The sequence below is a fragment of the Massilia jejuensis genome, from assembly GCF_042656795.1.
In the GTDB taxonomy this organism is placed as follows: Bacteria; Pseudomonadota; Gammaproteobacteria; order Burkholderiales; family Burkholderiaceae_D; genus Telluria; species Telluria jejuensis.
Map to the genome: position 1 here is coordinate 61,135 of NZ_JBHSMS010000044.1, position 23,575 is coordinate 84,709.

Below are 23,575 nucleotides of genomic sequence, written 5' to 3' on the forward strand. Positions count from 1 at the left end.
GCAGGATCAGAAGTGGTATTCGGCGCGCACCATCGGCGTGCTGGCACGCTGGCCGCGTCCGCCGGTCGTGGCGCGGGTATTGCCGAACTTGTTGTTCCAGAACTGGTATTCGAGGCCCAGGCGCACCCGGTTCTTCGGCTGGCCGAAGTGGGCACTGGCGTCGTACATCAGCGCCATGTCGACATTGGTCTCGGCGCCGGTGCCGTTGCCCACCTCGTCGCGCCCCTTGGCGCCGATGAACAGGCCGTAGCCCTCGAACGAAACGCGCTCGGCCACCGGGAGGGCCCAGTTCAGCGCCAGCGCGGCATGGGTGTCGAACCTGTAGCGGCCGTTCACGTTCGAGATCGGCGGGAAGGCGCCGCTCGGCGCGTTCGATTCGCGCAATACCAGCACGCTCGTATTCAGGAAGCCCGGCACGTCCCACATCAGGGTCGGGCCGGCAACGAGCATGCGCTTCCTCGAGTTGTAGCCGACGTCGTTCTTGGTGTTCCAGTCGAAACCGAAGGTCAGGCCGACGCCTTTCACCGGGCCGTAGCGCATTTCGCTGCCGCGCAGGGCGCCGATATCGAGCGTGTGGCGGTAGACGACATAGGCTTCCTGCGCGCCCTCGTCCTGCGTCAGCGAGGCCGGATCGGTTTCGTCGGACTGCAGCAGGTCGACGTTGAAGAAGTTGCTGCCGTACTTGTAGCCGCTGGCGTGGGTCAGCGCGAAGATATGCTTCTTGATGTGCTCCGGGTTGAACGGTTCGGCAAAGCGGGTGCCGTAGCGCCAGCTGATCGAGGTGTCGCTCCAGTCGGCGGCCCCGGCGGCGGCGCAGGACAAGAGCAGGGTGGCGCCGGCGGCGAGCAGGATTTTGTGGGTCATGTGATCGTCTTCGAGTGAGGTTTCGTGCGTATTGCCGGGGTGGAGGCGCCGGGCTTGCGCGCGACATGCAGCTCGACGCGGTGCGTGCGGCCGTCGTCGGCCAGCGGCACCGTATCGCCGCCGACGTCGACGCCATCGATGCGCAGCGCGGCCGTGTCGCCGGCGCGCACCTCGATGGCATAGGTGGTGGCGCGGTAGCGGTACTGCAGGCGAAAGCCCGGCCACGCGCGCGGCAGCTGCGGCGCCAGCACCAGCTGCTCGCCCACGCGCTCGATGCCGAGCAGCGATTCGACGACCAGCCGGTACATCCATCCGGCCGAGCCAGTGTACCAGCTCCAGCCCCCGCGCCCAACATGGGGAGCGGCCGACATCACGTCGCCGGCCACCACATACGGCTCGAGCCGGTAGCGGGCGCAATCGTCCGCGGTGGCGGCCAGGCGCACCGGATTGAGCATCTCGAACAGCTCCCAGGCGCGCTCGCCCTGCCCCATGCGCGCAAAGGCCATCGCGCCCCACAGCGCCGCGTGCGTCGCCTGGCCGCCGTTCTCGCGCACGCCGGGCGCATAGCCGCGCAGGCTGCCCGGGTTCATGCTGCCGGCCTCGAAGGGCGGGTCGAGCAGCTGGATCAGGCGCGCCTCGGCGTGCACCAGGCGCGCGTCAACCGCCGCCATGGCCTGGGCCGCGCGCTCGGGCGCGGCCGCGCCGGAGAGCACGCTCCAGCTCTGCGAGACCAGGTCGATGCGGCATTCGTCGTTGTCCTTCGAGCCGAGCGGCGTGCCGTCGTCGAACCAGGCGCGCCGGTACCATTCGCCGTCCCAGGCGTGGTGCTCGAGCTGGGTGGTCAGGGCCTGGGCGGCGGCGCGGCAGGTGGTGGCAAACCCGTAATCGGCGCGGCGGCCGGCCAGTTCCGCGAAGCGGCCCAGCACCTCGATCATGAAAAAGCCCAGCCAGACGCTCTCGCCGCGGCCCTTGGCGCCGACCCGGTCGAAGCCATCGTTCCAGTCGCCGCCGCCGATCAGCGGCAGGCCGTGCGCGCCGAAGCGCAGGCTGTGGCGGATCGCGCGCACGCAATGCTGGTACAGGTCGCCGCGCTGCGCCGACACCTTCGGCGCGTCGAAATACGATTCCTCGCCATAGTCGAGCGCGCGCCCTTCCAGGTAGGGCGCCGATTCGCCCAGCACGCCGATGTCGCCGGTGGCGCGGATGTAGCGGCAGGTCGCCAGCGGCAGCCACAGCAGATCGTCCGAGCAGCGCGTGCGCACGCCCTGGTTCGACGGCGGCTGCCACCAGTGCTGCACGTCGCCCTCGACGAACTGGTGCGCCGCGCACAGCAGCAGGTGTTCGCGCAGCAGTTCGGGGCGCGTGTGCACCAGCGCCATCGCATCCTGCAACTGGTCGCGGAAGCCGTACGCCCCACCCGACTGGTAATAGCCGCTGCGCGCCCACATGCGGCAGGCCAGGGTCTGGTACAGCAGCCAGCCATTGGCCAGCACGTCGAGGCTGGGGTCGGGCGTCTCGATGCGCACCGCGCCGAGCGTTTCTTCCCAATACGCGCGCACCTTCTCGAGCGCCGCATCGGCCGCCGCCAGGCCTGCATGGCGCTGTACCAGCCCGGCACCATCGGCGCCCTGCACGCCGAGCATGAACACCAGCGTCTTCTCTTCGCCCGGCGCCAGTTCGAAGGCCACCTGCAAGGCCGCGCACGGATCGAATGCGGCGCCCAGGCGGCCCGCCAGCGCGGCGTGGCGCAATGCCCGGGGCTGGCCGAGATGGCCGCCGCGGCCGATGAATTCGCTGCGGTCGCAGGTAAAGCCGGTGGCCCCGGCGTCGACATGGAAGCAGGCGACGCGCCCTGGGAGATCGCTGTTCCAGCTGGTCCTCGCCAGCAGCGCGCCGGTGGCCGGATCGCGCTCGGTGACCACGTGCGGCGAGCAGGCGGCGCGCGATTCGCCCAGCACCCATTCGACGTAGCCGGTGGCCGACAGACGCCTGCCTGCCTTGCTGTCGTTGCGCACGCGCAGCACCGCGTACTTCAAGGGCGCGTCCAGCGCCACGAAATTCGACAGCGTGGAGTGAATGCCGTGCGCCGCGTGCTCGAAGACGCTGTAGCCGAAGCCGTGGCGGGTCAGGTAGGTGCCGCCGGAGGGCGCCGGCAGCGCGGTCGGCGACCAGAACACGCCGCTCGCTTCGTCGCGCAAATAAAACACTTCGCCGCCGCGGTCGCCCACCGGGTCGTTTTCCCAGGGCGTCAGGCGCAATGCGTGGGCGTTCTCGCTCCAGGTACAGGCTTGGCCGCTTTCCGAGACGACCGAACCGAAGTGCGGACCGGCCAGCACGTTCGACCACGGCGCCGGCGTCGGCCGGCCGGGCGCGATGCGGATGCGGTATTCGCGGCCGTCCGCGCTGAAGCCGCCGATGCCGTTGTCGAGCAGCGGCTCCGGCTCGACCGCCCCGGGTGCGGTTGGCGCGGCGGCTGCGGGCGGCTCCGTCGCCCCGAGCAGCGGCTGCGCCGGGGCCGCCCTGGGGCCGGCGCGCTCGAGCTGCTCGGCCAGGCTGCCGCGTTCGTCCAGCAGCACCACGCGCGCAACCGCTTGCAGCAGCACCCGGTCTTGCTCCGGCACCTGGTCCACCACCTGCACATGGACGCCGCCGGGGCGGTCGAGCAGCCCGGCATCGACCAGCTCGAGCACCTGCGCGTGGATCGAGCGCGGCGCGCCGCCGTCGCCGCACCAGAGCACGAGGTCGGCCGCCAGGCCGCGCGTGCGCCACCACGCATGGGCCTGCAAGAGCTGGCGCGCCAGCGCCAGGTTGGCGGCGTCGAGGACCTGCACCAGCACGATCGGCAGGTCGCCCGAGATCGCATACGGCCACAGGCCCGACTGGCCGCGGGTATTGGCGGCGATCAGGGCCGCGTCGGCGCGCAGCGCGCGCTGCGGGTAGATGACGGCCCCGGCCAGGCGCGCGTAGAGCTGGGCCTCGGCCTCGACGATGTTCGCCGCTTGCAGCATCGACTGGCCATGGGTCCAGGCCTGCTCGAAGGCGCGCTCGGTGGCGGCCCGTTCCCCATACCTGGCGGCGAGGGCGAGCGCCGCGCCGCGTTCCCCGGCCACGCCCAGCAGCAGGTCGACGGTGACTTCCTCGCCGGGCCCGAGGGCGATCACGCGCCGGATCGCCAGCGCCGGGTCGAGCACGCAACCGCAGGCGCCATTGAGCGGCGTGGCCGCCACCAGCGCCTGCGGCAGCGCATTGCGCCCGCCGCGCCCGACAAAATCGGCGCGGCTGGTCTCGAAGGAAGTGTCGGTGACGGCGCCGCCGTGCACCGCCATCGCCGCTACCAGCCAGGGGGTGCGCTCGCCCGCTTCGCGCGGACGGCGCGTGCACAGGATGGCGTTGCAGTCGGCGACGATTTCGGTCTGAACGAACAGCTTGCTGAAGGCGGGGTGCGCGTCGTCGAAGGCCGGCGCGCTCAAGACCGGTTCGGTGTAACTGGTGACCTCGATGCGGCGCGTGCGGTTCGACAGATTGCGCAGGCGGGTGCGGCGCAGCTCGACGTCGTCCTCCACCGCGACCACGAGCTCGGTGAACAGCTCGATGCCGTGGTCGCGCCGCAGCCACTGCGCCCGTCCTTCCGGGAACATGGCCTCGTAATGCTCGGGCTCGGCCAAAGTCGGCTGCCAGGCGCTCGACCAGAGGGCGCCGCTGTCGAGGTCGCGCAGGTAGCAGAACAGGCCCCAGTCGTCGCTGGTCGCATCCAGGCGCCAGCGCGTCAGGGCCAGGTCGTCCAGGCGGCTGTAGCCGGCGCCGTCGCTGGTGACCATCACGTGGTAGCGGCCGTTCGACAGCAGCTGCACCTGCGGCTGGGGCGGGCCGACGCGTGCCACCGTGCGCGTCGGCAGCGCCGCTTCCGGCGCCGTGCCGGGCCGCGCCTCGAGGTCGACGTCGGCGGCCTCGAAGGCGCCCGCCAGCGGTACCGGCTCCTGCAACAGCAGCAGCGCGGCGCGCAATTCCGGGTCGGCCGCGAAACGGCGCTGCATGGGAGCGCCGTGCAGCAGGCAGGACAGCGCCAGCAGCCCCATGGCCTGGTGATCGGAGCGGTGCGCGCGCACCAGCGCATGGCGCTGGCCGCGCGGCAGGCGCGCGCCGGTGTAGTCGATCGCGTCATAAAAGCCGTGGCAACCGCTGAATCCCTCGGCGGCCATGCGTTCGAGATTGGCGCAGGCCGCTTCCGGAGACACCATCAGCGCCAGCAGCGATGCGTGGGGCGCCACCACGAGGTCGTCGCCCAAGCCGCGCGTGACGCCGGTACCGGGCACGCCGAAGGCGCGGTAGCGGTAGCGACCGGCCGCATCGACGCTGTGGTAGCCGGATTCGGACATGCCCCAGGGCAGGCCGCGCTGCGCCGCGTAGTCGATCTGGACGCGCACGATGGCGTGGCAGGTCTCATCGAGCAGCGTGTCGCGGAAGGCCGGCATCACCAGTTGCGGCGCCAGGTAGTCGGCCATGGCGCCGCTGGGCGACAGCAGCAGCTGCGCGTCGCCGACGATGCACAGCTGGCGCTTCAGCGCGAACCAGTGTTCCTGCGGCAGCTGGCCGCGGGCGATGCCGACGAAGCTGGCCAGGCGCGCGCTCGAGGCCAGCGTATCGAGAGTGCCGGGCTCGCGCCGCCTGGCGGCCAGGTCGTATCCGGTGGCGAGCAGGTTGGTATCCGGGTCGCGCAGCACGCCGAAGGCCATGTCCGCGAACTCGCGCGCGCAGGCTGCCAGGGCGTCGATCTCGGCCAGCCTGTCACGGGCCAGGGCGGCGCCCTCTTCCACCATCTGCGCCAGCGCCAGTTCGGCGTCGGTGCCGCCCGGCGCGCGCACCGCGAAAGCGGCCAGCGCGCGCAGCGACGGAATGCGCGTCAGGCTCGCTTCGAACACGTATTCCTGCACCGCGCGCATCCACGGCGCCTGCGCCAGCAAGTCGTCGCGGGCGGCGCGGCAATCGGCATCGAGGCGCATGGCCCAGTCGCGCAGCTGGCCGTCGGCCTCGGGCGGCAGGGTGGCGGTGAGCATGGAGGCCGCGCGCACGGCCGCGCCCAGGCATTCGGCCAGGCCCGGCAAGGTGCCCCCGTTGCGGCACCTTGCCGGCGCCAAGGCGGCGCGGCAGGCGTCGAGCGCCTTGCGCGCCGATGCGGGGGCGGCCTGGGCATGCTCTTCCAGCACCTGCAGCGTGGCACGCAAGCCGTCGAGCGAGCGCGCGTCGGCGATCGGTGCGTCGGCCAGCGCTTCCAGGCCCGTCGCCAGGGTCAGCAAATGGGCGGCCAGGCTGCCGCTGGCGGCAGTGTCGATGCGCGCCGGCTGCAGCGGCGCCAGCGTGCGCGTGTCGTAGCCGGCATGGAAATGGCCGTGCCGGCGATCGAGCAGGGCCATGCTGGCAAAGGCGGCGCGCACCCGCGCCAGCACGGCCGCCTGCGGCACGAAGCCGAAGTCCCAGGCCGTCAAGTTCGCCAGCAGCGACCAGCCGATGTGCGCGGGCGAGGTCGTGTGCGCGGCCATCGCTCCCGGCTGCTCCTGCACGCCGCTCGGCGCCAGCCAGTTGGTGGCGGGGCTGACGGCATCCTCGAAATAAGCCCAGGTGCGGCGCGCCAGCCGGGCCAGGAAGGCCGTCTGGCCAGCGGAGAGATCGGGCGCGGCGCGCTCGAACGGCTGGCTGACCCACCATGCCAGCAGCGGCGAGAGGAACCACAACAGCAGCAGGGGCGCGGCCGCGAACAGGGCGAACGGATGCAGGAAGGTCAGCAGGACGGCCACGACCACGGCCAGCAGGGGGGCGAACCACATGCTGCGCCAGGCCGATTCGACATCGGTACTCGCGCGCACCAGGCTGGACGCCTTCCATTGCAGCAGGTGCTTGCGCGAGACCAGCATGCGCCAGCCGGTGCGGGCGATCGCGTGCAGGCTGTACCAGGCCGCGTGTGGCAGGAAAGCGGTCTGCAGCACGGCCTGGGCCAGGCTGGCGGAGGCGCCATGCCCCCAGTTGGACAAGTGCTGGCGCCACAGCATGGCGTGCGGTTTGTCGGCCAGGGTCACGAGGATATGGATGAACGCCGGCAGGAAGAATACCGACAGCGCAACCGCGCCCCAGAAGGCCGGTCCCGGCAACAGCGCCCAGCACAGCACCAGGTTCGCGGTCAGCGCCGGCGCCACCAGGCTGCGGCGCAGGTTGTCGAACAGCTTCCAGCGCGCCAGCGCCGGCAAGGGATTGGCTTCGCGCCCGCCATCGCGCCCCGGAACGCGCGCGCGCAGCCAGCCGGCCAGCTGCCAGTCGCCGCGGATCCAGCGGTGGCGCCGCGCGACCTCGTCGCTGTAGCGTGCCGGCCAGGCTTCGACCAGCTGGACGTCGCTCAGCACGCCACTGCGCAGGTAGCAGCCTTCGAGCAGGTCGTGCGAGAGCACCGTGTTGTCGGGCAGGCGCTCGCCCAGCACGCGCAGGACGGTGTCGACCTCGTAGATGCCCTTGCCGATGAAGGAGCCTTCGCCGAACAGGTCCTGGTAGAGGTTGGCGGCCAGGCGGGTGTAGGGATCGATGCCGGGCACGCCGCCGCACAGGCGCTCGTAGCGCGAGGCGCGCGCCGAGGGCAGCGAGGTCGTCACGCGCGGCTGCAGCAGGGCGTGGCCCTGGACCACGCGCCGTCCGCCGGCGTCGAGCAGCGGCCGGTTCAGCGGGTGCGCCATGGCCGCCACCATCCGGCGCGCGCTGTCGATGGGCAGCTGGGTATCGGCGTCGAGCGTGATCACATAGCGCACGGCGTCCAAGCCGTCGATATTGCCCTCGACCAGTGCGAAGCGCTCGCGCGCGCCGCCACGCAGGAAGGCGTTCAGGTCGGCAAGCTTGCCGCGCTTGCGCTCGCGTCCCATCCAGACCTGTTCGTGTTCGCTCCACAGGCGCGGACGGTGCAGCAGCAGGAAGGGTTCGATCCGCGCGCCGGGCGCGGCCGGCGCGGCGTCGTCCACGCCGTGGTCGAACGCATGGCGCGCGTTCAAGGCCGCGATCGCCGCGCGTGCCTGTTCCAGCAGTTCGGCGTCGCCGTACTCCGTTTCCTGCGGCGCGTCCGTGAAATCGGTCAGCAGGCAAAAGCGCAACTGCGGGTCGCGGTTGGCCAGGTAGCGCGTCTCGAGTCCCTCGCACAGCGCCGTCACGTTCGCGTGGCTGTCGAGGAGCGCCGGCACGGCGACCAGGGTACGCGCCTCTTGCGCGATGCCGTCGCGGTAATCCATGCGCGGCAGCGGACGCGGCGCGGCCAGGCGCGCGGCCATCAGGTTCGTCAGCGTGATGGCCAGCTCGCTGGCGCCGAACAGCGCCAGCAGGCCGAACCCGGCCAGCAAAGGCATGCCGGCCCCGCCGTGATAGGCGTGCACCAGCAGCGCAGCCGTAATCAGCAGGGTCAGGCTGGCGATGGCGCCGAGATAGGCGACCAAGGGCCGGCGCCGCGCCGCGCGCCGCAGCGCCGGCAGCATTCCCGGCGCTGGTGCGAGCTGCGCGCGCAGCTCGGGCAGTCCGGCACCGACCAGGTAATGGCCGACGTGGCGGGTGCGCGGGTCGCATCCGCCGACGGCGGGCGCGCGCGGCGCCGTCGCCAGAGCGAGGGCGACGGCGGCGACCTCGCCCTCGCTCTGGCCGCACTGGCGCGCCAGGCGCTCGACGGCATGGCGGTAATGGTCGCGGGTGGCGAAATCCATGGCGGCATACACGCCGGCCGGATCGCCCCGCAACGCCTGCTCGACCACGCTCGCGGTCTCGACGAAGCCATGCCAGTCGATGCGTTCCAGCAGGCGCAGGCTGGCCAGGCTGTTGGCGAGCGAGGCGGCGTCGAGCGTCTCGTCGTCGGCGGCGCGCGCCACCAGCGCGGCAATGCTCAGGCCTTCGTCGGCCAGGCGCGTGCCGAACCATGCCAGGGCTTGCTCCAGCGGCGCGCCCTGCCCCGCGATGCGCTGCGCCAGTTCGGCCACGAACGCGGCCGACAGAGGCTGGACGGCGCGCGCCATGTCGGCCACCAGCAGGATCAGGTCGCCGGGGCGGCGCTCGGCGGTGTCGAGCATGCGCGCGCTCCAGTTGGCGGCGCCGGCGCGCTGGCGCAGGCGCGCCTCCAGGCGCACCGCGAGGCGGCGCAGGTTCTCGACCAGCGCCACGCGCAACATGATCGGGACCGCCCACAATTCGCCCAGCGTGAGCGGCGTTTCTTCCTGGTAGGCCGCGATGGAACGCGCCAGGCTGTCGTGCTCGAGCCGGCTGTCGGCATGGGCGACGAGTTCGCGCACCAGGTGGTGCACGCGCGGCTGGCCGGCGGCCGGCCGCGGCGCGGACAGGCACGGCAGTGCGCGGCCGTAGGCGGGCGGCAGATGGCGGCGCGCGGCGCGGACCTGTTCGGCGATCAGGTGGTAATGGTCCAGCAACTGCTCTGCGGCCGGGGGCAGGCGGCCCGTCTTCGCGGCGCGCGTCAGGCCGGCGCAGGCATCGCGAATGATGGCGCCGTTCTCGCGCAGGCGCGCCAGCAGGCAATCGGAGGCGGCGTCGTGCGCGAGGGCGTGGGCGCCGGCCAGGCGCCGGGCGTGGCCGGCCAGCTGCGCGGCATCGAGGCGCGCGGCGCGCAGGGGCGCCGTATCCGCAACGCCGGCGTCGCGAACGGGCGCATGCCCCGCGCGCGGCGCGTCGGCCTTGGTGTGCAATTCTTCGTTCAACGGAGCCTCGATGATGAGCGTGCGAAGGAACGCGTCGCACAGCCAGGGCTATGCTAAAACCTCATCGGGAGAGAGACTGTGCGTTGACGAACGTAGTAGCGGGATGGTTACATCAGGGCGCCAGCAGGGCCAGCCCGCCGGCCAGGTGGCGCACGTTCGCATGGCCCAGCTCCCGGGCGATGCGCGCCGCCTCGGCGCTGCGCTTGCCGCTGCGGCAGAAGAACACCAGCGGGCGCGCCTCCCGGCCCAGCCAGGGGGCGTGCTGCGCCAGGCGCGACAAGGGCAGGCTGTAAGCCGCGCGCCCATGCAGCCTGGGTGCGCCGAGCGCGTGCTCGCAGGCTTCGCGCACATCGATCAGGAGCGCGTCCGGATGCCGGTCGAGGAAGTGGCCCAGTGCCTGGGCATCGAGTTCGCAAGGCGCATGGCACGCCGGTTCGCCGGCCGGGGCCGCCGCGCCGGCGCGCGCGCCCGCCCCCGGCACCGGACAGGCCGCCGGCGGCGGCGCCAGCAGGGCCTGGGCGCAGCGCGCGATGCGCGCGCATGCCGCGTCGATGAAGGCATCGTCCGCGAGCGGGCCGAAGGACATGCGCACCGCATTCGCGCAGCGCGCCGCGGGCAGGCCCATCGCCAGCAGCACATGGCTCGGCGCGGCCTTAGCCGCGGAACAGGCCGCGCCGGCGCTGACGCGCATGCCGGCGGCATCGAACAGGTCGAGCAGCGCCTTGCCTGAGCGGCCCGGCACCGAGAAATTGAGCGTGGTCGGCAGCGCGTGTTCGAAGGGCGCGTTGAATTCGATGCCGGTAAACGCCGCGCGCAGGCTGGCGGCGAGCCGGTCGCGCATGGCGGCAAGCTGGGCACGGTTGCGGAAGGTGGCGCCCTCTTCCAGCGCGCGCAGCACCGCGCCGAGGGCGGCGATGCCGGCCGTGTTTTCGGTGCCCGAGCGCTGGCCGCCTTCCTGGCCGCCGCCGCACATCAGCGCCGTGTAGGGCGCGCCCGCGCGCACCCACAGCATGCCGATCCCTTTCGGGGCGTACAGCTTGTGGCCGGAAAACGGCGCGTAATCGATGCGGCTGCGCTCGAGATCGAGCGCCAGCTTGCCCAGCGCCTGGACGCAGTCGACCATCCACAGCGCGCCGCTGCCGGTGTCTTCCAACACCCCGGCAATGCCGTCCAGGTCGGACACGATGCCGGTCTCGTTGTTGGCCGCCATCGTGCACAGGAAAGCGGTGCGTGGCGCGAGCGCGCGCAGCTGGTCGAGGCAGTGGCGGCCATCGGCGCCGACCGCCAGCGCCTGCAAGGTCAGGCCGGTGCCGAGCAGCGCGTTCCAGTGCGCCAGGCTTTCCGGCACCGCCTTGTGTTCGGTCGCGCCGTACAGCAGCAAGTCGCCGCAGGGCAGCCCGGCCGCGCGCCGTTCGCGCGCGGCGCACAAGGCGGAAAGGACGGCGGTCTGGATGCCTTCGGTGGCACCGCTGGTAAACAGCAGGCGTCCGCTTGCGGCCTTCAGTACGCGCCGGGCGCGGCTGCGTGCGTCGTCGAGCAGCGCGCGGGCGCGCAGGCCGGCCGCGTGGCTGCTGCCGGGATTGCCGAAACACGCGGACAGCGCCGCCTGCGCGGCCGCGACGGCGGCCGGCAGCACGGGCGAAGTGGCATTCGCATCGAGGTAGATTTCAGGGTGCATAATTAATCGCAAAAACTGTAAACAAGCGATCGGATCGTGTTATTGTTTAGCAATATGTTACAAAGACGCGGTGAAATACGTGTACTAAGTAATCTATATAAAACGATCGTTTTAGCATCTTTGTTCTATTAGTGACGAAAAACTAAAATGAATTCACTAGACAAATTTGATTGCGCCATCCTTGCGGCGCTCCAGGCCGATGCGACCCTGTCGATCTCGGGCCTGTCGGACAAGGTCGGCCTCTCCAGCACCCCCTGCTGGAAGCGCGTCAAGCGCCTTGAGGAAGAGGGTTATATCGAAAGCCGCGTCACCATCGTCAACCGCCAGAAGGTGGGCTTGCCGGTCACGGTGTTCGTCAGCGTGCGCACCGCCGAACACGACGAGAAATGGCTGGAGCGCTTCGCCGCCGCCGTCGTCGCCCTGCCCGAAGTGCTGGAATTTCACCGCATGAGCGGCGACGTCGACTACCTGCTGAAGGTCGCCACGACCGACATCGCCGGCTACGACCGCTTCTACAAAAAGCTGATCAAGACCGCGCAGCTGAGCGGCGTCTCCTCGGCCTTCTCGATGGAGCAGATCAAGTGCACGACCGCCCTGCCGCTGGAGCTGATCGCGCACGGCTTGCCTGCCTGAGCCTACTCCACTGCCGCGCTGATTCATGCGATGATGTCGCCCGTTCGTAGTTCGTACGTAGTTCGTATCGTATATAAACGGAGACAGGCTGATGCCATCGACATTCACCACGGCGCCGCTGGCGCGGGCCGCGCTGCTGTGCGCGCTCGGTACACCCCTGGCCGCACTGGCGCAGGAACACAGCGTCAAGATCGGCGTGAGCGGCCCTCTTTCGGGCGCCAACGCCTTTGCCGGCAAGGACAATGAAAACGGCGTGCGCCTGGCCGTCGAAGAACTCAACGCCCAGGACATCAAGGTCGGCGGCAAGACGGTCCGCTTCGCGCTGCAGTCCGAAGACGACGCGGGCGACCCGAAACAGGGCGTGACGGTCGCGCAGAAGCTGGTCGACGGCGGTGTCAAGTTCGTCCTCGGGCCCTACAACTCGGGCGTCGCGATTCCCGCCGCGCGCGTCTACAACGACGCCGGCGTCCTGATGTCCACGGTCGGCACCAATCCGAAGATCACCCAGTCCGGCTACAAGGGCGTCTTGCGCATCGTCGCCAGCGATTCGCAGGTGGGCGGCGCGATGGCCAATTACGCGGCGCGCGAACTGAAAGTGAAGAACGTGGGCGTCATCGACGACCGCACCGCCTTCGGCACGGGCATCGCCACCGAATTCAAGCGCCAGGCGCAAGCGGCCGGCATGAAGGTCGCCGGCCACGAATTCACCAACGACAAGGCGAGCGACTTCTCCGCCATCCTGACCGCGCTGCGCGCGAAAAAGGTCGACGCCATCTTCTTCGGCGGCTATGCGCCGCAAGCGGCGCCCATGGTGCGCCAGATGAAGGCGCTCGGACTGAACGTGCCCCTGCTCGGCGGCGACACCCTGTGCAGCCCGGAGATGGCCAAGCTCGGCGGCGCGGCCGTCGGCGAAAACGTGCGCTGCGCCCAGGCCGGCGCCATCATCGCCAGGCAGCCGGCAGGTCCCGCCTTCCTGGCCAAGTACAAGGAACGCTTCAAGCGCGAACCGGACGTCTACGCGCCCTCGTTCTACGACCAGACCGTGTTCATCGCCCAGGCCATGAAGGCGGCGAACAGCGTCGAACCGCTGAAGGTCGCGCAGCAGCTGCGCACGATGAGCCACCAGGGCGTCGTGGGAACGTACGGCTACGACGACAAGGGCAACCTGAAAAAGACCGCCGTCACCGTCTACACTTTCAAGAACGGCGCGCTGGCGCCACTGGCAAGCTATTAATGGAAATCGATATGACCCGCAATTTCACGCTCGGCGCCCTGGCCGCCGCCGCCCTCCTCGCCTGCGCACCGGCCTTCGCCGCCGACCAGGCCGCGACGCCCGCCACCCAACAGCTCGCGCCGACCGCGCAGGCCGGGAAAAAACTGCATGTCCTGGCCGACGAGTACTACGACGCGCTGGCACGCTTCGACCCGGTATCGGCCAGCGAGAGCGGCGACAACCGCTTCATCGACCAGATCGGCATGTCGATCGCCCCGCTCGAGCGCGCCAGGCAGTTCGCGCGCTATAAAAGTTTCGTCAAGCGCCTGCATGCGATCGGGCGCGCGCAATTGAGCCCGCGCGACCAGACCAGCTACGACATCCTCGACTACGAGCTGGGCATGGCGCTGCGCTTCGAGCCCTTCCCGGAACACTTGCTGCCCTTGAGCCAGATGGACAGCATGCCGGTCACGCTGGCGAACTACGCCAGCGGCGAAGGCGCGCAGCCGCTGGCCACGGTGCAGGACTACCGCGCCTACGCCAGCCGCCTGGCGCAGCTCGGTCCCTGGGTCGACCAGGCAATCGCCAACATGCGCGAAGGGATCAAGCGCGGCATCGTGCACCCGCGCCCGGTCATGACGTCGGCCCTGCCCCAGTTCAAGCAGCTGGTGGCCGGCTCGCCCGAGGCCAGTATCTATTATTCGCCCATCAAGAAATTCCCGGCTGGCTTCTCGGACGCCGACAAGCGCGCGCTGACCACGCTGTACGCGGACGCGATCGGCACCAGGCTCAATCCGGCGCTGGCGCGCCTGGCGGCGTTTATCGAGAAAGACTACCTGCCGGCCACGCGCACCGGCAGCGGCTGGAACGCGCTGCCGAACGGCGCCGCCTGGTACCAGGTACGCGTGGCGAGCCAGACCACGACCGACTTGAAGCCGCAGGCGATCCACGAGATCGGGCAGAAGGAAGTGGCGCGCATCCAGGGAGAGTACGGCCGCATCGGGCCGAAGATGGGGTACACGGGCCCGGCGGCCGGCTTGCCGGCCTGGGTGGCGCAGCAGGCGAAGTTCAAGCCCTTCAAGACGGAGCAGGAAGTCATCGACGTCTACCGCAAGCTCGACGCCGAACTGCGCACCAAGCTGCCCTCGCTGTTCAACCTGATGCCGAAGTCCCCGCTCGACCTGCGCCTCGAGCCTGAACTGAGCCGCGCCACCGCCTCGGACCACTACACGCCACCGGCGGTCGACGGCACCCGCCCCGGCGTGTTCTGGTCGGTCGTGAACGACCCGGCGCAGTACGGCAGCACCGGCATGGTCACGCTCTACCTGCACGAGGGACAGCCGGGCCACCATTTCCACATCGCGCTGGTGCAGGAACTGGGCTTGCCGAACTTCCGCAGGTTCGGCGGCAACAATGCCTTCACCGAAGGCTGGGCGCTGTACGCCGAGACGCTCGGCAAGGACATGGGCCTGTTCGACAAGCCGGAAGACTATTTCGGCCACCTGAACGACGAAATGCTGCGCGCCGCGCGCCTCGTGGTCGACACCGGCATCCACACCAAGGGCTGGACGCGCGCGCAGGCCATTGCCTATTTCAGCGACACGCTTGGCTACAGCGAAGCGGAGTCGCGTGCGCAGATCGAGCGCTACATGGTCTGGCCCGGCCAGGCGCTGGGCTACAAGATCGGTTCCCTGAAGATCATGGAACTGCGCCGCCGCGCGGAAAGCGCGCTGGGACCGAAGTTCAAGCTGCCGGCCTTCCACGACATCGTGCTCGGCGAAGGCACGCTGCCGCTGGCGCTGCTGGAGAAGAAGGTGGATCGCTGGATCGCGGCATCGAAATAAGGGCACGCGTAGCGGCAATGCGCCTGAGCACGCGATGAATATCGATGAGATGTTGAATCCGTTTGCGGATTCCCGACGTATAAGGAGAGGTAACACATCCTCCAACTACCAAGGAATCGCCATGCGCACATTCAAATCGACATTGATCATCGCCGCCATCTTCGCCAGCGGCGCCATCGCCCAGGCCCACGCCGCCGATGTGATGGTGGGCGGCCAGAGCATGCTCGCATCGAAGGACATCGTGGACAACGCCGTCAATTCGGCCGACCACACGACCCTGGTGGCGGCCGTCAAGGCGGCCGGCCTGGTCGACACCCTCAAGGGCAAGGGCCCGTTCACCGTGTTCGCGCCGACCAATGCCGCGTTCAACAAGCTGCCCGCCGGGACCGTCGATACGCTGGTCAAGCCGGAGAACAAAAGCACGCTGACCAACATCCTGACCTACCACGTCGTCCCCGGCAAACATGACTTCAAGGCGCTGAGCGCCGCGATCAAGAAGGCCAAGGGCACGGCGGAACTGGCCACCGCGAACGGCGGCAAACTCAAGTTCATGATGAACGGCATGCACAACATCGCCGTCATGGACGAAAAAGGCCAGACCGCCAACATCAGCACCTATGACGTCTACCAGTCGAACGGCGTCATCAACGTCGTCGACAGCGTCCTGATGCCGAAGTAAGACCGCTCGGATGGGAGGGCCGGCCAGGCTCTCCCGCTTGCATCACTTCTGCGGCGCGATCCGCCACACCACCCCGCCGCCATCGTCGACCACGAGCAGCGCGCCGTCCGCCGCCACTTCCACGGCCGCCGGACGGCCCCACACATCGCGGTCGCCGAGCACCATGCCGGTCATGAAGTCCTGGTACTGCCCGGTCGGCACGCCGTTCTTCATCAGCACGCGCACGACCTTGTAGCCGGTGCGCTTGCCGCGGTTCCAGGAGCCGTGCAGGGCCACGAAGATGTCGCCCTCGTAGGCTGCCGGGAAGGCGAATGTCGCGCCCTTCGGCGCCTGGTAGACGACCATGCCCAGCGGCGCCGAGTGCGGCTGGATCAGGGTGTCGGGCACGATCACCTTCGTTCCGAGGTCGGGCCGGATGCCTTTCAGGCGCGGCTCTTCGTTGGCGCCGATGTAGTACCACGGCCAGCCGTAGAAACCGCCCTTCCTGACGCGCGTGACGTAGTCCGGCGGCAGGTCGTCGCCCAGTTCGTCGCGCTCGTTCACGCTGCAGAACAGGTCGCCCGTGGCCGGGTGGACGAGCATGCCGACGCAGTTGCGCAGGCCGTTGGCGAAGGGACGGCGGTTGCGGCCGTCGACGTCGAAGGCCAGCACGGCGGCGCGCTCGCGCTCCTCGCCCCAGGCGGCGCCGACGCCGTACCTGGCTTCCCATTCCGGCAGCGGCAGCGGCGGGGTGGCGCCGATCCCGGCGGCGATGTTCGTCGCCGAGCCGACCGACAGCAGCATGGTCTTGCCGTCCTTCGAGAACGCGATCGTGCGCGTGACGTGGCCGCCACTGGTGTCGCTGATTTTTTCGATCACGACTTCCGGCTCGCCCTTGGCCTTCAGCTCACCCACGCGGTACGGAAAACGCACCACCGAGTTGACGTTGGCGACATACAGGTATTGCGGATTGGGACCGGCCGGCCACAGGGCCATCCCGTAGGGGCGCGACAGGCCGTTGGCGAAGACGCTGACGGTGTCGGCCTTCTCACCGCCGCGCGAGCGCAGGACCGTGATCTGGCCCTTGGCCGCTTCGGACAGGAAGATGTCGCCATTCGGCGCGCGTAGCGGCAGGCGCGATTTGCCGACATTCTCGGCGTAGATACCGACCTTGAAACCTTTGGGGACGGCGGGCATGGCGCCGTCGGGACGCGCCGCCAGCTTGGGGCCGTTGCCGGCGCTGTCGCTGGCGAAGGGGGCGACCAGGTCGGTCGCCTTGATGTGGTGCATGTCGCCGGGTTTGTCGAGCGTCCAGGCGGCGCCGTCGCTGGCGGCGCCTTTCGCGCCCGGCGTTGCGGCGGACGTGGCCTTGCCGCTTTGCGTGGCCAGGTAGTCGATCACGGCGGCGCGCGCCTTGGCGTCGGCGACGCCGATCGGCATCGCGGTACCCGGGACATCCTTGTTCGGGTCGCGCAGGAAGACGTCGAGTTCCTCCTTTGTCCAGGTCTTGCCGGCGGCGCCGGCCTTGGCCAGGGCGTCGGTGTAGTTGAAGCCGGGGACGGCGGCGGCCTTGCGTCCGATGACGTTGAACAGGCCGGGACCGGCGCGCGCGCCCATGCCGGGATCGGCGGTGTGGCAGCTGGCGCAGTTCTGTTCGAAATAGGTGCGGCCGGCGGGCGTGGCGCAGGCGGCGGCCGCCAGCGCGAAACAGGCGGCAGCGACGGCGGCGTGGATGGTGGTGTGCATGGGGTTCTTTTCCTTGGAGACGCCAGCGCTTACTCGACCATGAACACCGGATAACGGCGCCATTCCGGTTCGCGGTACTTGGCGCAGTTGGCGAAGATAAAATCGAGGACGGCTTCCTGGTTCGCCAGCAGCGCCGGATTGGCGGCCTTCCACGCCGCGAACCCGGCGGCCAGTGCCGGCTCGTCGCGCAGCAGCTGCTCGGCTTCGTCCTCGAACACATAGTCCGAATAGGCTTCCTTCTTTTCCAGCACGCTATTGAAGAAGCCCCAGCGGAAGAAGCTGTCGTGCGCGAGCGGCTCCAGGGTTTCGACGACGTAGCGCGCCTTGTCCTGGTCGAGCGAAACGATCACGTCGCCCGCGCGCAGCTGTACATGGGCGCGGCGTTTGTCGAGCTGCACGTCGTCGTGGAACATGTGGCCTTCGTAGGCGTTCGGGCGCGAGGCGACCGAGACGACGTGGTAGTACGCGACCGCCTGCATGCGCTCTTCGGTGATGCGTTCGAGCTGCACGCCATTGAGTTCCAGGCGCTCGATCGCCTCGCGCCAGGCTTGCGGGACGATATAGGCCTTCGGCGCGGCCACCGTCACGTCCGCCTTGAAACGGTTGTAGTAGGCGATGTCGCGTTCCCACGGGCTCGAACGGTCGTAGTACAGGCGCGTGTAGTCGCCCAGCACGCTCGGCTTGTACTTCGCCTCGTAACCCTTGAAACGGAAGGTGGCCGGGTTCCGCTCGTCCATGACCCAGTGGATCGGCCACTCGGCGCGCGTGCGGCCCGCATCCTTTGCCGCGCGGCGCAGTTGCTGGATCCGGTCCGCGTGCTGCACCGTGAACGCGAGCGCCGACTCGACCAGGGCGCGCATCGACGCGTAGCGGTCGCGGAAAGGCTTGAGCATGTGCGTCTCGGGCATGAAGCCGATCGTGTGGTGCAGGGCCGCGTAGCCGGTCGAGAAGCGCGCCGTTTCCAGGAATTCGGCGATGCCGTGGTCCGGGCTGTCCTTGACCGGATTGACGTAGGGGCAAGTCGGCCAGCCGCGCGCTGCCATGTCGGCGTACAGGGCCGGCAGCATGGTGCCGGTCAGGAAGGCGCCCAGGCCGCTCCCCAGCTTGTCGGCCTGGGTATGGATCAGGGTCATCGTGTACGCATAGTCGGCGCCGTTCGAGGTATGGGTGTCGACCATCACGTCCGGGTCCCAGGCGGTGAACAGCTGGTTGAATACCCGGGCGGCGAGCGTGTCGCACTTGACGAAATCGCGGTTCAGGTCGAGGTGGCGGCTGTTGCCGCGAAAGCCGAACTGCTCCGGGCCATCCTGGTTCACGCGCGAGGTGTCGGCGCGGTTGAGGCTGCCGTCGACGTTGTACAGCGGGACGAACAGGAACACGGTGCGGCCCAGCGCGGCCAGGCGCGCGGGCTCGATGCAGAAGTCGCGCACCAGCGCCATGCAGGCGTCCACCCCTTCCGGCTCGCCCGGATGAATGCCGTTGTTGTTGAAGAAGACCGGCCGGCCGGCCGCCTTGATCGCCTCGACCTCGAACACGCCGTCGCCGCTGACCACGCCCGCGTGGATGGGCACGCCGGCGTCCGAGCTGCCGGCCACGCCGAAGCGCAGCACGTCCGGGTATCGACGGGCGAGTTCCTCGTACCAGGCGATGCAGTCGGCATGCGTGGCAGTCTGGTTCTGGTTGCCCAGTTCGTAGGGCGTCTTCAAGGCGTTCGGCATGGCGATGGCGGTGTAATGAAATGAAGGCGCTACGATACCGCAGAAGCGCCCGCTAGTGGCAGCGCGATGCGCAGCGTCGTGCCGCGTCCGGGCGCCGAACGAACGTCGATCGCGCCGTGCAGCGCGTACACGCGCTCGCGCATGCCGATGCTGCCGATGCCCTCGCCACGCGAGGCCGGATCGAAGCCCTGGCCGTTGTCCTCGACCTCGATGCGCAGCAGGTCCCGTCCGGCGTCGAGCACCAGCGTCATCTCGGCCGCCGTGGCGCCGGCATGCTTCATGATGTTCGACAGCGCTTCCTGCACGATGCGGTAGGCGGAAATCGCCAGCTCGTTGCCGAGCTTGGAGAAATCGCCTTCCGAGTGGAAGGCGAAGCGGCAGTCCGCGCTCTCGTAATGGCGCAGCATCTCTTCCACAGCCCCGTGCAGGCCGGGCATGTCGAGCACCTCGGGACGCAGGCGCCGCACCAGGCGCCGGCCGTTGCCGTACAGGTCGAACGCCAGCTTCGCAATCGCCTGCGCCTTGGCGCGGATCTGCGCGGCTTCCACTCCCGGCGGCGCCTGCGCGGCCAGCGCGCCGATGCTCTGCGCTTCCAGGCGCGCGGCAATCAAGGACGCATTGAGTTCGTCGTGGATCTCGACCGCGATGCTCTTTCGTTCGTCCTCGATGATGCTGTTCACCTTCCGGATCAGCTTTCTCTTGTCGGCGTCGGCGCGCAGCGCGTCGTTGCGCGAGGCGAGCAGGTCGCGCGTGCGCTCGGCCACCTGGACGCGGTGCGCGTACCACGCGTACCAGACGAAGGCGGTGAACAGGAACACCACCGGCAGCATGGCGATGAAGGCGATGCGCAGGCCGATGCTCCAGTCGCGCCAGAAGCGCCAGTTCATGGCCGCGCCACACCTGGCTCGACGTCAACGCGGCGATCGCGACGCAAGCGCAGCGGCGCCTGGCCGCCTGGCGCAGGGCGTCTGGCCCGATGGCGACGACGACCGTCCGCCGGCGCCGGGCCAGTTCGGTGCGCAAGGCGGCGAAGGTCGGCACCAGGCGCTTGTACCCATCCTCGGCGATGCGCGCGGTGAGGCGGCAGTCGTCGCCGGTGACGATCTGGAAGCGGTGGCCCGCGCCCGGCGGCGCGGCCGGCGCGCGCAGTCGTCTCAAGGCTGGATCAGGCCATGCTTGACGGCCAGCTTGGTGATGTGGGCCTGGCGCTCGACGCCCAGCTTTTCCTTGATCGACTGGCTGGTGTTGCTGATGGTCTTGGTCGACAGCTTGCGCTTCCCGGCGATCTCGCCGTTGGTCAGGCCTTCGGCCATCAGCTTGAATATCTCGAGGCCGCGTTCGTCCAGCTGCGACTGCGGCGAGACATCGCCGCGCACCGCGATGCTGGCCAGCCGCTCGGCGATCCGCGGCGGAAAATACAGTTTGCCCGCCTTCGCCTGGCGCACCGCCGCGGCCAGGTCGGCCGGGTAGGCGGCGAGTGCGCCGCAGTGCGGGCACTGCAAGCACCGCAAGCGGACAGGGACCAACGCGGCAACGCGCCGATTCTGGCAGCCAAAAACACATTTATTTCCGGTCGAGTACCTGGCTAGGCTTGGACTACAATGTGGCGCGCACCCACCGTGGGTACCCCGCAGTACGTTCCGATTAACTTCCGCAGTAGGATTCCATGCACAAGATCGTCTCCTCCGTTGTCCTCACCGCCCTCGCCAGCAGCCTGGCGCTGGCCTATCCGGCCCACGCCGCCGCCAACAAGGCGCAAGCCACTGTCCAGGAAGCGCCGTTGCGCGGCTACCTCGCCTTCCTGGCCTCGGACGCCCTCGAGGGCCGCGGCACCGGCCAGCGCGGCGGCGAACTGACCGTCGCCTACCTGGAATCGCAGGCGCTGGCCGCAGGCTTGAAACCGGCGAACGGCAGCAGCTTCCGCCAGGAAGTCAAGATCGCCGGTGTGCGTCCACTGCCGGAAAAAAGCAATGTGGCGATCGTGGCCGGCGGCCAGGCGCTGCCCTTGAACTTCGGCGCCGACTGGGTCTGGGCGCCGGGCGACGTCAAGGCCGAGCACAGCATGGATGCGGAACTGGTCTTCGTCGGCTACGGCATCACCGCGCCGGAAGAAGGCTGGAACGATTTCAAGGGCCTGGACGCGAAGGGCAAGGTGCTGGTCATGCTGGTCAACGACCCGGCCCCCACCGCGGCCGAGCCGAACCGCTTCAACGGCGCCGGCCTCACCTTCTACGGCCGCTGGACCTACAAGCTGCAGGAAGCGGCGCGCCAGGGCGCGGCCGGCGTGCTCCTGATCCATACCGACGCCTCGGCCTCCTACGGCTGGAGCGTGGTGCAGAACAGCTGGGCCGCGGCCGAGCGCTTCCAGCTCGCCGACGCCGACCTCGGATCGAGCATGCAGGGCTGGATGACCGACGCCGCCGCGCGCAAGCTGTTCGCGGCCGCCGGCCAGGATCTCGACAAACTACGCGCCGCCGCCGAAGACAAGGCGTTCAAGCCGGTGGCCCTGAACGCGCGCGTCAAGGGCGAGACCCGCGCCGCGATCCGCACGCTGAGCGAATACAACGTGGCCGGCGTCGTGTCCGGCACCGACCCCAAGCTGAAGGACGAAGTCGTCATCTACACGGCCCATTGGGACCACATGGGCAAGCAGGGAACCGAGGGCGACACCATTTTCAACGGCGCCGTCGACAACGCGTCCGGCACTGCGGCCCTCCTGGTGATGGCGCAGGAAGCGGCGCGCCGTCCCGCCAGGCGCTCGCAGATGTTCCTGTGGGTGGCGGCCGAAGAACAAGGCTTGCTGGGCAGCGCGGCCTACGCGGCCAAGCCCCTGTGGCCGGCGGCGAAAACCGCCGCCAACCTGAACCTGGACAGCCTGAATTTCGTGGGCCAGGCCAAGGACATCGGCGTGCAGGGCAGCGAACGCACGGAGCTGGGCGCGCTGGCGGCGGCCACCGCGAAAGCGATGGGCCTCACGGTGGCGCCGGCCAAACCGGACCTCGCCGGCGGCTACTTCCGCAGCGACCATTTCAGTTTCGCCAAAGCCGGCATCCCGGCGTTTTCGGTGGGCGGCGGCAGCGCCTGGGTCAAGGATGTCGAGGCGAACAACGCCAAGGCCAAGGCCTACCGCGCGCGCTACCACCAGGTGAACGACGAATACGATCCGAACTGGGATTTGACGGGCATGGTGCAGCAGGCGCAGTTCACGCTGAACCTGGGCCGCATGGTGGCCGACGCGCCGAACATGCCGCAATGGAAGGCGGGCGACGCCTTCGGCAAGATCCGCGCCGCCGCCAAGTAAACGGCAGGCTGTGAATGAAAACGCCCGGTCGTCGCGGACCGGGCGTTCCATTGCAGCGAAATATTATTTCATCCAAGTTGCACTGATAAAATTTTATTTCACTCGATAATGCCGCACATGATGCGCGCCCCGCCGCCACCGAGCGGCGCCGGATGATCGGCATGATTGTCGCCACCCGCATGCACCATCAGCGCCTTGCCCTTCACGTCGGCCAGTTTTTTCAGGCGTGGCGCCAGCACCGGGTTATTCGCCGCGCCCGAACCCTCCACGTGCAGCGCCGGCAAGTCGCCGATGTGGCCATCGCCCCACGGCAGGCCGTGCTTCTTGCTCCTGGCCGTATCCAGGTGCCCGCCCGCCGCGCCCGCGGGCACCGCCTTGCCATCCTTCTGGTTCGTGTCGCAGCTGCCGTTCTCGTGCACGTGGAAGCCGTGCACGCCCGCCGCCAGGCCGGTCAGTGCCGGCGTGAACACGAGACCGTATTTCGATTCGCTGACGGTCACGGTGCCGCCCGAGGCGCCGACGCCCGCTTCCGACACCGTGTTCATCGTCGCGCGCAGTTCGGCCGCGTGGGCGGTGGCCGCCGCCCAGGTCGAGCTCAGCACCAGCGCGCAGATCCATTGAGCTTTCATGTCACTCCCTTTCAGTCATCCGGTTATTCAAACGAGAACTACCAACGCGCATGAGTGTAGATCAATCGCAACGATGAGGGAGCCCGGCTGACGCCGGTGCCGTCAATGGCCGCCGCTCAGGCTGGCAAGCGACCTCGCGTGTTCTTCTTCCGCGCTGCGCATCGTGCCGGCCTGGTCCCTCATCGCGAATGCAAAGGTCGCGTCCGCCACGACAAGGGCATCGAAGCTTCCGTTGCCAGTACCCGACATCGACCCAGCGCCCGAATTTCAGCCCGACTTCCTCGCAGTGCACCACCTTGTTAAAACCCGGCCGCGCGCGCCGGCGCAGTTCGGACCTGCGAGGTCGGCGATACGCTGGACCATGCCGGCGGCCGTTGCGGGACGCACGGCTTGTGAAGATGTCATCGCAAAGCAGGCTCGTCAAGTAAGTATTCAATAAGCAACTGTCCACCCTACTAGCGCGCCCTGCCGCACGTGGCTATCGACATGGCTTGGACGAAAAAAAAGGCGCTGTCACCGCTACGTGTAGAAATTGAACTGCTGGGCGCTAGCGAGGTCGAACTGCTATTCG

At 69.1% G+C, this 23,575-nt stretch carries 13 protein-coding genes; 5 read left to right on the plus strand and 8 right to left on the minus strand.

Translation table 11 applies throughout. From position 1 onward, the window contains the following. Positions 1-6: 6 nt before the first annotated feature. The 3 genes from ACFPOU_RS14995 to ACFPOU_RS15005 form a co-directional block, all read right to left on the minus strand. Positions 7-864 (minus strand): outer envelope protein, encoded by an 858-nt coding sequence (locus ACFPOU_RS14995; RefSeq protein WP_379722715.1) that lies wholly within the window; start codon positions 862-864, stop codon positions 7-9. Next, complete coding sequence (locus ACFPOU_RS15000) at positions 861-9,584, minus strand: glycoside hydrolase family 94 protein (RefSeq protein ID WP_379722718.1); 8,724 nt, start codon at positions 9,582-9,584, stop codon at positions 861-863. Before ACFPOU_RS15000 ends, ACFPOU_RS14995 begins: the two co-directional genes overlap by 4 nt. Before the next feature lie 112 nt (positions 9,585-9,696). After that, complete coding sequence (locus tag ACFPOU_RS15005; protein ID WP_379722721.1) at positions 9,697-11,262, minus strand: aminotransferase class V-fold PLP-dependent enzyme; 1,566 nt, start codon at positions 11,260-11,262, stop codon at positions 9,697-9,699. A gap of 147 nt (positions 11,263-11,409) precedes the next feature. Here ACFPOU_RS15005 and ACFPOU_RS15010 point away from each other — a divergent pair, with 147 nt between their 5' ends. The 4 genes from ACFPOU_RS15010 to ACFPOU_RS15025 all read left to right on the plus strand — a co-directional run bounded on the left by ACFPOU_RS15010 (position 11,410) and on the right by ACFPOU_RS15025 (position 15,631). Beyond that, positions 11,410-11,895, plus strand: a complete 486-nt coding sequence (locus ACFPOU_RS15010) for an Lrp/AsnC family transcriptional regulator (RefSeq protein WP_379722724.1) — start codon at positions 11,410-11,412, stop codon at positions 11,893-11,895. A gap of 91 nt (positions 11,896-11,986) precedes the next feature. Next, a complete protein-coding gene (locus ACFPOU_RS15015; RefSeq protein WP_379722727.1) occupies positions 11,987-13,129 on the plus strand; it encodes a branched-chain amino acid ABC transporter substrate-binding protein in 1,143 nt (380 codons plus the stop codon). 11 nt (positions 13,130-13,140) lie between these two features. Further along, positions 13,141-14,952, plus strand: coding sequence for a DUF885 domain-containing protein (locus ACFPOU_RS15020; RefSeq protein WP_379722730.1), 1,812 nt, complete (start codon positions 13,141-13,143; stop codon positions 14,950-14,952). 202 nt (positions 14,953-15,154) lie between these two features. Further along, positions 15,155-15,631 (plus strand): fasciclin domain-containing protein, encoded by a 477-nt coding sequence (locus ACFPOU_RS15025; protein WP_379722751.1) that lies wholly within the window; start codon positions 15,155-15,157, stop codon positions 15,629-15,631. 42 nt (positions 15,632-15,673) lie between these two features. Here ACFPOU_RS15025 and ACFPOU_RS15030 read toward each other — a convergent pair whose 3' ends face one another. The 4 genes from ACFPOU_RS15030 to ACFPOU_RS15045 form a co-directional block, all read right to left on the minus strand. Next, entirely contained in the window at positions 15,674-17,356 is a 1,683-nt protein-coding gene (locus tag ACFPOU_RS15030) for a PQQ-dependent sugar dehydrogenase (RefSeq protein ID WP_379722733.1), read from the minus strand. Between the two features lie 29 nt (positions 17,357-17,385). Further along, a complete protein-coding gene (locus ACFPOU_RS15035) occupies positions 17,386-19,074 on the minus strand; it encodes a M14 family zinc carboxypeptidase (protein ID WP_379722736.1) in 1,689 nt (562 codons plus the stop codon). Positions 19,075-19,103: 29 nt separating this feature from the next. After that, positions 19,104-19,961: a sensor histidine kinase gene (locus tag ACFPOU_RS15040; RefSeq protein WP_379722739.1), complete on the minus strand. Its 858-nt coding sequence runs from the start codon at positions 19,959-19,961 to the stop codon at positions 19,104-19,106. Between the two features lie 267 nt (positions 19,962-20,228). Then, the gene (locus ACFPOU_RS15045) at positions 20,229-20,576 is read right to left on the minus strand and encodes a response regulator transcription factor (RefSeq protein WP_379722742.1); all 348 of its coding nucleotides are present in this window, start codon (positions 20,574-20,576) and stop codon (positions 20,229-20,231) included. 164 nt (positions 20,577-20,740) lie between these two features. Between ACFPOU_RS15045 and ACFPOU_RS15050 the strand changes: the two genes are divergently transcribed. Further along, the gene (locus ACFPOU_RS15050; RefSeq protein WP_379722745.1) at positions 20,741-22,375 is read left to right on the plus strand and encodes a M28 family peptidase; all 1,635 of its coding nucleotides are present in this window, start codon (positions 20,741-20,743) and stop codon (positions 22,373-22,375) included. A 98-nt stretch (positions 22,376-22,473) separates the two neighbouring features. Here ACFPOU_RS15050 and sodC read toward each other — a convergent pair whose 3' ends face one another. Next, positions 22,474-23,004, minus strand: coding sequence for a superoxide dismutase [Cu-Zn] SodC (gene sodC / locus ACFPOU_RS15055; RefSeq protein WP_379722748.1), 531 nt, complete (start codon positions 23,002-23,004; stop codon positions 22,474-22,476). Between the last annotated feature and the right edge of the window lie 571 nt (positions 23,005-23,575).